Source organism: Martinezella lusitana, assembly GCF_014207095.1.
In the GTDB taxonomy this organism is placed as follows: domain Bacteria; phylum Pseudomonadota; class Alphaproteobacteria; order Rhizobiales; family Rhizobiaceae; genus Rhizobium; species Rhizobium lusitanum_B.
In genome coordinates, this window is record NZ_JACHBG010000009.1 from 1 (window position 1) to 11,565 (window position 11,565).

An 11,565-nucleotide genomic window follows, 5' to 3' on the forward strand; every position below is an offset into this window, starting at 1 on the left:
AACTGCAGGCGCGATAACGCCACGATATCAAGTTCCATAGTCTTTCTCCCACCCCCTACGGTGTGTCTGACAGGAAGGCGGCGCCAAATGCGCCGGACTGAAGATGGCAACCCAACGATCCGGAACAGACGAAGCTGTCGCGCAGGTCATCGGATCGTTACGGCATGAATAATGCAGGTGGGATGGCGGCTTGATCGAGTGCCATCGCCTCACGCTAAAGGTGGTTGTATCGTCTCGACCGGCGTATCTGGCGCCGGCATTGCAACGCCGAGATAGGGATCGATCCAGGCGATCTGATCGATAACGGATTTGACCCCTGGCACGTTCTCTGCAGCAACCTTAGCAGCAAGACGTTCTCGCTCGTCGAAAACGCTGCCCGACAGTTCGACGATGCCGTTCGACACATGGACATTGATGAAGCCGTTCCGGCTCCAGCTCTGATGCGCCAGTTCTGCGATCACCGCATTCGCGATCTCGTCGTCGCCGGCTGGCAGCTTGTCCTTCGGCGGCATGTTTGCCAATGCCCGCATCAGGTCGGATCTACAGACGATTCCGACCACTTTACCCTGGACGACGACCGGCAAGCGTTTGACGCCATGCTTTTCCATCAGGTCCACTGCAATGGCGAGCTCGGCATCTGGAGCTATGGTCACGACCTCGGACGTCATTACCTTTTCGACGGTCCTACCATGGGAGAGCACATATTCATCGGCGAGCTTGCCAGGGCTTGTCAGAAACTCCAGCAACCAGGATCGCTTGCGTTCGGTGCTCAATTCGCCGCGGCGAAGGAAATCTGCTTCGCTAACTATGCCGACAAGGTTGCCGTCATCGGCGATGACCGGAAGACCGCTAACGCGATGATCGAGCATAATCCTGACGGCATCGATAACAGACATCGCCGGACCCACAGTAATTGCGGGCGCATTCATGACGGCTTGGATCAGCATGTTCGTCTCCTTTTCAGAACGCATAGCGCAGCGAGGGGAGGCCTTGCGCGGCGTGATGAACCCAGAGTTATCAACACCTTCGCGGCGGCGCTTTGATCGGTGTCAAATTTGCGATGCGGCATGGAGGATAGGGTGATTTCAGCCGGCACGTCAGTTCCGCATAGCAGACGAGCGGACTCAAGGGCTTGAGCGCGAAGGCGAGGCCGCTGTTTCAACTAGGCCGGAACGAACATCATGACCGCGGCTACCCCCATGAGCGCGACGGTGATCCAGCCGATCCATGACGATATAGCTCCTATCCTATAGGGTCCCATGACCTTTGGATCTGCAGCCAACAACAGTATGACGGCAATCAGGGGGACCGCGAGGAGCCCGTTGATGACAGCGCTCCAGAATAGAGCGTTCATGGGCGTGATCGGTGAATACTGAATGATCAATGCGAGCAGCACACTTATTGCAATGACGCCATAAAAGCCCCGGGCATCATTCGGCGCTCGCTCCAGCCCGAATTTCCAGCCCATCGCTTCCGCCAAAGCATAGCCGGCGGAGCCCGCGAGCACTGGCACGCCTATGAGGCCGACGCCTAGAATTCCAAGCGCGAATATAAGGGCCGCGAATGGACCAGCCAGCGGTCGAAGGGCACTGGCGGCCTGAGCGGCAGTGTCGATCTGCGTGATACCGGCGACATTCAGCGTCACGGCGGTCGCCAGAATAATGAAGAACGCGGTAAGGTTGGAATAGAGCATACCGCTCCACGTATCCCAGCCAATCCGGTTAAGTTCGCGAGGTGCATTTGCGCTATCTTCGCACAGCGGCCTCGCCTCCGGTGCTGCATGCATTTCCTCAACCTCTTCCGAGGCCTGCCAGAAGAAAAGATAGGGACTGATCGTCGTGCCGAAAACGCCGACGACGACCGCCGCATAGGTCGATGTCGGAGTGATTGCCGGCCAGACCGTCCTTAGAGCAACTTGGTTCCAATCGACATGGACGGTGAAGAGGACCGCCGCGTAAGCCAAAAGCGAGATTGTGAGCCATTTCAGGAATGACACGTAACGATGGTAGGGAATGAAGACCTGAAGCGCGAGCGTGCCGAAGACGAAGAGCATTGTCATCAAATGACGGTTGAAACCGGTCACCAACTCCGCCACTTCGCCCATCGCGGCAACATCGGCGGCGATGTTCAATATGTTCGCTATCAGCAGCGAGAACACCACCACATAGAGCACAACTGGCGGAAATGTGCTCTTTATGTTTGCTGCGAGCCCGCGCCCGGTCACACGACCAATCCGTGCGCAAGTCGCCTGGACGACGGCCATCATCGGAAACGATACCGGCATGGCCCAAAGCATATTCAGGCCAAATTGTGCACCGGCTTGGGAATAGGTTGCGATACCACTCGGATCATCATCGGCGACACCGGTGATGAGACCCGGTCCGACTTTGGCGAGCGGATGTTGGCGCAGACGCGCCAAGCGATCCGGAAGTCGCGAATACCAAGATCTCGGCCGGTCGGCTAACAGCTCCTCGCTCATTTGGCACTGTCAGAAATATTGCTGACGCTCGCAGGCGAAATTACGGATCGATCAGTATAGCCGCCGGTGCCCCGCACCCTCTCGATAAGGGCCCGGATCGCCCGACGCTCGACATCGGAATCGAGCCGCCCCCGAATCTGCACCTGTCCGTCTTTGACGACGACCTCGACCTTGTCGTGGCCAATCCCGAGATCCGTCGCAAGCCGGGTCCGGATGGCAAGCCCCAGTGCCTCGTCCCCCCTCGCGATCGTCTCGACAGGCGCATCGATAATCAGGTTCAGCAAGTCGCACCGGCTGATGATGCCGACGAGTTGGAAACCGTCGATGATAGGAACTCGTTTGATCCCGTGAGAGGTCATTATGCCGGCGATCCGGCCGATTTCCGTATCGGAGCTCGCGCTTATCACGTCGCGGCTCATCGCTTCAGCGACGGACCAACCGTGGATTTGTATATAGTTGCTCAGTTCGTGCCGTTCATCGGCGCCGCTCGTGCCCTTGCCGATCGGACCCCAATTGCTCCCGAGCCGCGGCATAAGGTCGCCTTCGGTCAATATTCCACATACCGCACCGTCATCGCCGACTACCGGAAGGCCACTTATGTTGTTGGCCCTGAGCAAAATGGCTGCGTTTCGAACACTCATGGTTGGCGAGACCGTGATGACGTTCCGTGTCATGATGTCTTTTGCTTGCACGATTATTCCTCACCTTCGGTTACGACAGCTTTTCAACGGTTGTGTCAGCCGGCGCCCAGCTGCGACCCTCTACGTTTCTGCGCGAGGGAAAAGCTGTGGAGGCCGGTCAGTGCGGCTTGTCGCCTTTGGCTCCGCGCGTGGTTTGCTCTCCCTGTTTCCCTCGTGCGATGCAGTCTGTCGGGAAACGGTGCCTTTGCATTGATCGGTATCAATATTGGCGCGGCAGGAGCGCCTCTACCCACTAAACGCCCGAGGACTGCCTCGCGCATTTGACCTTCATGGAGAATGCACTGGTCCCCGGGGGGCAAGCCTTCATCGGGCTGAGCATTCAGATTCGATCTGGCGCAGACGAAGGTACCGAGTTGTCCTGATCGTTATTTCAGTAAGTGCTCCGTCAAGAGCCGCTCCACCATCGGCGTTGCTTCGAACATGCCGACGCCAGCCATCAGCGCAGTGGCGCTCGCCAAGAAAAAGCGTGCACCATAGTCGCGACTTCCAAGGGTCAAAGCATATGACGCCTTTGCCAGCGTATTGGCGATAACGGCCGCACCGAGAGCCGTTGCGGCAAATTCAGCACCAATGGTGTCAAGGATGCCAGCAATTGTGACGGTGATCGCATCAATATCTGCAAGCCCGGAGAGCGTTGAGACAACGAGCAAACCAGATTGCCCGAAAAAGGCGGCCGCGGCCCGCGCCAAAAAGCCGACAGCCACAAGAAGGAGCGCAGTTTTCAAAACGGAAAGCAGTTCGAACGGATTTCGTGCGCGGTGTTCAGTATGTCTCGCGGTATCATTCCGAGCAAAGATCAGCGAGAAACCGGCCATCACGAGGGCGGCGGCAACGAGTGCTGGGCTGAGGCGGCCTGCGATCGGTGGCGCAAGAATAGCAATATAGAGAAGTACTTTGAGATACGAAACGGCGTTTGCGGCCGTCGCGCCGGCAACCAAGAGTGCAGCCGAATGCCCCGCCGCGCTAAGGCGGGCATTCGTAACGGCAATCGCGGTTGACGATACCAAGCCGTTGACCGCTCCAGCGACGATCTCTCCACGAACTTGCCCGAATGCCTTGACTGCAACATAACCCAGGAAGGAAATGCCGGCGAGAAGAACGACCAATTGCCACGTGTCGGCAGGAGAAATCCCGCCGAATGGGCCGAGTGGTGCGGTCGGCAGGATTGGCAGGACGATGACAGCCATCGCAAGGAAAACAATCGCTGACCGCAACTCATTCCAACTCAATGTTCGAACGAACTGATGTAGTATTTCGCGGCTGGCCAGGATCGCTACGAGCGCAACGCCGCCTGCCGCCGCCAACCGCGCATTTCCGAGTACGGCGAGGGATCCCAGCGCAAATGTCGCCATCGCTGTGACGGTGGTGGTGACGCTGTAATTGCCCTCTGCGCGCAATTCCCGAAACTGATAGAGGCCGAAGATTGCGCTAAAGATCGCGAACATGGCGATGACGACCAGGCCATACCTTGCCGGCTCGACGGAAAGCGTCTGCTCAAGAAGGCCCGAAAGACCGCCCAGCATGCCGGCGATCATGAAAGTGCGGATGCCCGCGGTCCGTTTTCCGGCACTTTCCTCGCGCTCGCGCCAATGGCGCTCTACACCGACGACTGCCCCGATAGCCAGTGCCAAACCAAGCCGCTCAAAAGATTCGACACTCTCCATCCCAATTCCTTATTCGAACCCGTTGCATCTGTGTTGCTTCATCATCACATCTTTCCGGTGCGTCTGCTCAATGAAATCGCCGCTCCGATGGGCACCTGTCTTGAAACCAAGCCGATGATCAAGCGAGGCTGCACGATTATTGGCTTAATGTCATCGCCATAGACGAACGGGCGCCTCTTTCCAGCCGGCTGGACGTATCTGCTGCAGAGTCACCCTTGTGATCCATTCATCCCCATGTCGTCCTCCGCCAGCATATTGTTGTGACGTTCGGAGCGCTCGTGCATCGTATCGGTCGAAACAAGCTCGAATATGCCCGCTTGACGTTGTCGAAAACCAAGGCCGTGCCGGGCTTGGATGTCTTGGGTGCTACATCGGAGTGGGATCATGGTCTTTGGCCTCGCTTCGTGCATCGGGTCTCGTTAGAAAGCCTTAGCCGCACGATCGCCGAGCTCCGGAATACCTTAGGGGGGAGGGGCTCAGGCGACTGATCGCCGCATCGCACTATCGGGCGAGTTTGGCTCGCAGACGGCCGGCAGATGCGGTTGGATGCGCAGTGCCCGCAGAGCATTCAGAATGACGGCAACGTCGATCACCTCCTGCAGAAGAGCCTTGCACAGGCGTAAGATAGCCAAACGGCCGTCCTCGGCGACAGCAACAAGTACCGAGCCGGTCGAAAGTGCCTGATGACGACCTGCCGTTCGACCCGTTTGCCGCGCTACGAAATCGTCTCCACCCACGATGACGCTCCGACCGGCGACCTTTCCGATAACGCCTTCCCCCGGGATCTCGGTTGCATCCGATGGCACCAGTAGCGTTACACCTCGTTGCTGAGCAGCCGAAACGATGGCTTGGGCTACGGGATGCTTGGAAGCTTGGTCAAGTGCTGCAGCAAAACGGGGCACATCGTCTTCGGACATGCCTAAAGGGCTTTCGATCGCGATAATCTCCGGACGGCCGTCGGTAAGGGGGGCCTGTTTTAGCGAGCACCAATGTGCGGATGCGTGCCGCCATTTCGGGCGATGTCATCACCGCGTGGACAAGCATGACCATTCCCTCGCTTTTCTTTAGTCCTTGATAACCGCGATTTCGGGCGGACCGGCGAGTGTCAGCCGCAAGCGACCGCGGTCGACGCGTTGGAGCATGATCGGCCCGGACTTTTCCTCCAGTCGTCGGCGCAGCAGGATCAGCCGGGTTTCCAGATTGTCCTTGAAGTCCGGCAGCTGCAGACGTCGGTCGCGGCGGATTTCACGGTTGAGGAAGTCTTGCTTGCCGCTGCGTGCATAGTCTTCAAGAAAGTGCAGCAGCAGCCGTCCGGGCACGCCGCGAATGAGATAGTCGTCGTCGACAAACAACGAGCCATCTCGCTGGTAAAAGCGCACCGCGATCCGTCGACCGGTGGGCACGTTCGCAATCTCCACGGTCGGCACCTGCGCCTTCTCGTGCTGGTTCGTCTCCGTCCTCTCGCGTTCGTCGGAAAGGAAGGAGAGCGCGGTGGCCAGATGCGCGGCGATGACGGTCAGCGCCTCTTCGTCGCGATGACGGAAGGCGAAACGCTCCGTCGATTCGGAAAACAGCACGCCCACCAGCCGTCCTCGTGCGACAAACGGCAGCGCGATTTGGCTGAGCGGCTTGTCGAGCGCCGGAAGCGGGATCGGCGTCGTATCCTCGATGCCCGCCATGGCCCGCACCGCCTGGATGTAGCGCTGGCCGCGACTGAGGTCGGTGATCCGCACGTTGCGCCGTCGCTCGGCTGCTGCCCCGATAATGCCGCGCCCGAGCGGAACCTCGGCGCCGAAGCCGAAGCGGCCGTAGCCGCGACTGGCGATCGTCGTCAGTCCGCTGCGTTCGCCGTCCGGCACCAACACCATTGAATGCCGGTAGCCGAAGAGCTCGCCCAGGCCCTCAATCGCCACATCGAGCAGCGTTTCTGGATCGCCGCAGTCGGACATCTGCGTCGCCAGCCTTGCCACCTTGCCCATAAGGTCGGGCAGGTGGAGCGGCTCCGGCTCGACCAGCGGATTGGCGGCCGGTACGGCCCGACAATCTTCTACCCGGTAGATGTCGACTGCACGCAGCTTCATGATTCCGGTCAGCCGGCTTTCCAGAATCGCCAGATGGACCTCCACCTGTTCGAAGGTTTCTCCCTCCATCTCGGAGCGCTCGAACACCAGATCGAGCATGTGCTGCTCGCCGCTATAGCCGTCGACTACCATCACGGTCGCGAGCCCGTTGCGTGCCACATTAGTGGCAGTCTTCGAAAAGAATTGGTTGGAGAGCGCGACATGCGTCTCATCGACGTAATGCACATGCGAGAGATAGGAAATATTGGGCATTCCGTCCGCATCGATCGTGGCAATGATGGAGGGAATGACGCCCTCGAAACTGTCACGCAGCCTTTCGAGCGGAATCATGCGGCAGCTTCCGGCGTTAGCCTGCGTCCGGCGCCTGGGCCAGGCGTCTGCTCGAAGATCTCCCGAGGCTCGATTGTCAGGCAGACGAGTTCTTGGTCCGAGAGCGTGCTGGAGAGTTGCATCTGGGTGACGCCGAGCGCCAGCATCCGCGAGAGCTGTTCTGCGACGTAGGCCTGGCCCAACGCCTGCCAGGCGGCACTTGCGGGTTCCGCCTCCAGGATCCGCCCCTTAATCTGGCAGGCCTTGTAGTCGTCAGCCCGCACATAGGTCGTGGCAATCGGCCGACCGGCTAGTGCTTCGCCCACAGCCTTCGGCCATTGGCAGCGGGACGCGAGAAAGTGTATGTGCCTGCTCTGCCGGTCGAAGCGTACGCCCGAGCCGCGGCCAATCATCGGCCGGCCGGCTTCGTCGCGCGTCGCAAACAGGATCATGACAGGACTTTCTATGAATTCTACGAGTTCCGGCCCTAGCAATGTTTTCCCCCCTGAAATGCGGGAATAATATTTACTTAGGATATTCTTAGCAATCGTCCCAATTGCTTAGGATGGTTTTAGGAAGCGCTTTGGAAAGGCCTCGGCTATCTCTCGGCCATTAGCCCGGCACACAGGAAAAGGTGCCGGTCAACCAAGAGGAAAATCATCATGGGCCACGAATTCTCGCTTACCAGCATTCCCGATCTCAACGGGCGTTATGATATCTACGGGGCGGTGCACAAGGGCTTGCGCAAGGCCGGCTGTGACCTGCTGGGCCGCCTCGGCACGGCCGATTCTCACGATGCACAGGAGACGGCCTTGCTGATCGGCGACCTGCGCAACTACCTGATGCTCGCCGCGTCCCATGTCAGCCACGAGGACGAAAATATCCATGTGGAGCTCGCCGCCAAGGGCGTCTCGACCGTCAAGGTGGATGAGCAGCATGACGACCATCGCACCGCCTTCGGCGAGCTGGAAGAATTGATTGTCGCTTGGGAAAGGGCTTGGCCATCGCACAAGCCTGCTTGCGGCCGCAAGCTCTATCTCGCTTTCGCGGCCTATATGGCCGACGACCTCGCGCATATGCACGAGGAGGAAACGATGACCGCCCCGCTGTTGTGGCGCAACTTTACCGACAACGAAATCCTCGGCATCGAGATGAGCATCATCGCCTCCCTGCCACCGGAAATGAGCATGGCCTTCATGCGCATGATGATCCCGGCGATCAATCCAGTCGAGCGCGCCACACTCTTGGGCGCCATGAAGAAGGATGCGCCGCCGGACATCTTCCAGGCAGTCATCGATTTCGCAGTTCGTCCGAGCCTTTCAGCCAGCGATTTCACCCAGCTTGCCGACGCGCTGAAGCTGGCGGCTTGAGAAGACGACTACAGGCGGAGCCTCTATGCTCCGCCTGTAGCATCGCTTTGAGCTTCCGGAGAAGAGCCATGTGCAAACCAAACGGCCCGGCCAGCATGCAGGGCGAATGTCCGCGCCGCGGTGATTGTCGCGGCTGCTTTCCGTTATGGTCGGGGAGGGGATTGCCGCGCGTCTGAGGCACATCCAAGACTTGCAATGGTGAAGATAACGCAGCCGACGATGAAAGTCAGGCGATGCCCGTAAATATCGGCAAGCAGACCGGGGCTGATGAGGAGGGCGGCGTAGACAAGGTTGTAGGCATCCACCGCCAATAGCCTCCTCCGCAAGCCTGTCATTGAGTTTGTTGCTCACGGATGCTGGATCGATGCCATACATCGCAACATGACCCCTTCCGTGTCGGAGCCGCCGGAAGTCCCATCCGACCGAATTTAAGTGTGACGCCATCGGCCTCAACAAATTGCGGTCGCTCCAACTCCTCCTCCCGCCTGCTCAAATCCGAGGAACCCTTCCCTAGTCGCGTCTGTCTACCCATCTGCGTGGAGTTTAGCCTCAGGCTTGTGGCGTCAGTGATCAACAAACTGAGTAATTTGTGTTTTCTTGCACCTATTCTGAGATAGAGAACAAGTTCGCGAATTGTATTACACTGAAGACTATCATTTAGTTTGGGTTACTTCGAGCATTGTGGCTGTGTGATGATCGGCTTTCGCATGGCCTATTCAGCGTTCCCTCGGATTAATTTTATGTTAGGAGTGTGATGGCTGGGATATATTATCTGTGTGAGAACGTTCATGGCTGAATTCAAATTTGAAAAGGCACCTCAAGCAAGCGATGCTGCCGACATTTCGGGTGAGTGCCAGCGCCAATTGCAGCCGGTTGTCAAAGAAATAGTTCAAGCTGCAGTCGCTGCCGGTTGGAATCAGAAGGATATTCTTCTGGCAATGATCGACGTTGCTTGGGATCTTTACGAGAACCATCGCGATGATCATTAGCGGCCAACTGGCTATCAGCCACGTCGCCTAGTGAAGCGGAATTCCATCATATCGTTGCGCCGGATCTGTGGCAGATTTGGTTGTCAGTCAGCGGAGAGGTTCCGATAAGTTATTCTCTCCTTCTACGTGAAAAGTGCCCCTTTCAAACGCAGTGATTTGTACTATTTACTTCTCCTCCATAGGCCGATTTTGCGACAGCGTTGGGCAAGCCTTATTAGCAAATCGAGATCTCATACACGTATGGGACCTCGCGTGCCTATCGGAACTTGGGTAATTTCGTTCGGGCGGGGCGACGGAAAATGGACTGTGCGGCTGAGGTCCGGGAGCGGGCCGATCGATATGTGTTCGACATAATTCCAGAAAATGTAGGTCCAAGAAGGGCAATGATGCACGGGAGCGTCATCAGCTCGGTGCGCAAACCCGGATCGCAGACGTTTCTGGCCAAGGAGCATGCGATGGGAATCGTGCTCGCCCCCATGCGCGGCTTGCGAGCGTCTCTCGGCAGTGACCGGATCACCCAATATGATGCGCCGGTTGGCTGTCTCATCATCAATCCCGCCGGTGTGGACAGTAGCCTTGCCTGGTCCGAAGTCAGGAAAAATCTCGTCGTCGCCATTCCTCCCGGCACCCTGTCGGAACTGGCGCTTCAGGAGTTCGATCTTGCTAACGTAGAACTACGGCCGCCTGCTTTCGGGGTCGTCGATCCGATAGCTCTCGACATTGCGCAGCGGATGTCTGCCGAACTAACCGGGAAAGCAACTCCGAATGAACTCTATCTTGATTCATTGGTTACTCTCTTCAGCACGCATGTCCTTCGTACCTATGCAAGCCATATGAAACAGCCTCAGCCGCCCAGGGGAGGGCTCTCCTCCAAAAGTGCCCGTCGCATCGAAGAATATCTCCGTGAGCATTTTACGGAAAGGGTTCATGTCGCTGAACTGGCAGCCGTCGCCGGCATCTCGGCCAATCACTTTATAATAAGGTTTGCCAAGACGTTTGGAATGCCGCCACACCGTTATCTCATCAACATGCGGTTGGATTCGGCGGAAAGAATGCTCATTGAGGGCGAGATACCAATTGCGGAAATCGCTTATCTAACTGGCTTTTCGGATCAAAGCCATTTGGCAACGACGATGAAGCGATACCGAGGACGCACGCCAAAAGATTTGCGATTCGAGCGATAGCTTGTCGAGCCGAGAAAGGGTCTCGAACAATGGCGGCCCGAAGCCATACGGAAGAGCTCCGAGATTGCCGGATTGAATGGGTTGAAGGGCAACGCGTAATGGGTGTGGCAAAGCCGTCACACCTCCATGTGGCTGCGCAAAAACCGTAGTTTTCTAAAAAAAGTCCGGAATTTTCTAAAATACCGCTGCTGCGAAATAAGGCCATGTTCCCGGATGGTAACCATCCGGTGCTCTATGGACATTCAATTCCCTGAATTTGAAATCTTTGCTCCGAAGATCGAGGTAGCGTGGTCTGCCTTGCAAGACCGATATGCCAGCCGCCTGAGCGGCGCGGAAGTCGATTATCTGTTTGCTTCCCTTGTCTTCGGCCTGACCTCTCCGGCTTATGGAGAAGGGGAGCCGCTATTCCATTTCGATGTTTGCCGCGCCCTGGTGACGACGAAGCTCCCCTCCGATCGTGCCGACGCCGCATTGTATCGCGTTCCGGAGCTGACGCAGCCATGGGTCGATACCGTCCGCGAACAGCTCGAAAGCCAGGCCGCCAAAATGGGTCGCGCGCTTCGGCAAGTGCATAATTTCAATGACGACGCAGCCGCCGATGCGGGTTCACGCGTGCTCGGTCGTCCAGATAGCAGCGAGGAGAAAGCAGCATGAGCGAGTGCGTTGGGGAACGTCTGCAGACTAAATCGCCTATTGATGTTGTTGGAAATCGGGGGCCGGAGAGACGTGACAGTCGTTCCGCGCGCCGCAGGCTGATGGCAGTCCTGCGAACGGCTCATCGTGTATTG

11 protein-coding genes are annotated in these 11,565 nt (G+C 57.7%); 4 read left to right on the top strand and 7 right to left on the bottom strand.

Annotated elements, in window-relative coordinates:
• Positions 1-209: 209 nt before the first annotated feature.
• The 7 genes from GGD46_RS18990 to GGD46_RS19020 form a co-directional block, all read right to left on the bottom strand.
• On the bottom strand, positions 210-947 hold the full coding sequence (locus tag GGD46_RS18990; protein WP_184706715.1) for a CBS domain-containing protein: 738 nt from the start codon (positions 945-947) through the stop codon (positions 210-212).
• A gap of 215 nt (positions 948-1,162) precedes the next feature.
• Complete coding sequence (locus tag GGD46_RS18995) at positions 1,163-2,419, bottom strand: NRAMP family divalent metal transporter (RefSeq protein ID WP_246806380.1); 1,257 nt, start codon at positions 2,417-2,419, stop codon at positions 1,163-1,165.
• A gap of 56 nt (positions 2,420-2,475) precedes the next feature.
• Positions 2,476-3,153: a CBS domain-containing protein gene (locus GGD46_RS19000; protein WP_210325639.1), complete on the bottom strand. Its 678-nt coding sequence runs from the start codon at positions 3,151-3,153 to the stop codon at positions 2,476-2,478.
• A gap of 392 nt (positions 3,154-3,545) precedes the next feature.
• Positions 3,546-4,844, bottom strand: coding sequence for an MgtC/SapB family protein (locus GGD46_RS19005; RefSeq protein WP_184706721.1), 1,299 nt, complete (start codon positions 4,842-4,844; stop codon positions 3,546-3,548).
• Positions 4,845-5,320: 476 nt separating this feature from the next.
• Positions 5,321-5,761, bottom strand: coding sequence for a hypothetical protein (locus GGD46_RS19010; protein WP_184706723.1), 441 nt, complete (start codon positions 5,759-5,761; stop codon positions 5,321-5,323).
• Between the two features lie 147 nt (positions 5,762-5,908).
• Complete coding sequence (locus tag GGD46_RS19015; protein ID WP_184706725.1) at positions 5,909-7,255, bottom strand: GAF domain-containing protein; 1,347 nt, start codon at positions 7,253-7,255, stop codon at positions 5,909-5,911.
• Positions 7,252-7,686 carry a hypothetical protein gene (locus tag GGD46_RS19020; RefSeq protein WP_246806382.1) on the bottom strand — a complete coding sequence of 145 codons (435 nt, stop codon included), beginning with the start codon at positions 7,684-7,686 and terminating at the stop codon, positions 7,252-7,254. Before GGD46_RS19020 ends, GGD46_RS19015 begins: the two co-directional genes overlap by 4 nt.
• A 210-nt stretch (positions 7,687-7,896) precedes the next feature.
• Here GGD46_RS19020 and GGD46_RS19025 point away from each other — a divergent pair, with 210 nt between their 5' ends.
• From GGD46_RS19025 to GGD46_RS19040, 4 genes are all read left to right on the top strand, one after another.
• Positions 7,897-8,604 carry a hypothetical protein gene (locus GGD46_RS19025; RefSeq protein ID WP_184706729.1) on the top strand — a complete coding sequence of 236 codons (708 nt, stop codon included), beginning with the start codon at positions 7,897-7,899 and terminating at the stop codon, positions 8,602-8,604.
• Between the two features lie 788 nt (positions 8,605-9,392).
• Positions 9,393-9,593: a hypothetical protein gene (locus GGD46_RS19030; RefSeq protein ID WP_184706731.1), complete on the top strand. Its 201-nt coding sequence runs from the start codon at positions 9,393-9,395 to the stop codon at positions 9,591-9,593.
• A gap of 455 nt (positions 9,594-10,048) precedes the next feature.
• A complete protein-coding gene (locus GGD46_RS19035) occupies positions 10,049-10,777 on the top strand; it encodes a helix-turn-helix domain-containing protein (RefSeq protein WP_246806383.1) in 729 nt (242 codons plus the stop codon).
• A 126-nt stretch (positions 10,778-10,903) separates the two neighbouring features.
• Entirely contained in the window at positions 10,904-11,431 is a 528-nt protein-coding gene (locus GGD46_RS19040) for a hypothetical protein (RefSeq protein WP_246806384.1), read from the top strand.
• Positions 11,432-11,565: the final 134 nt, after the last annotated feature.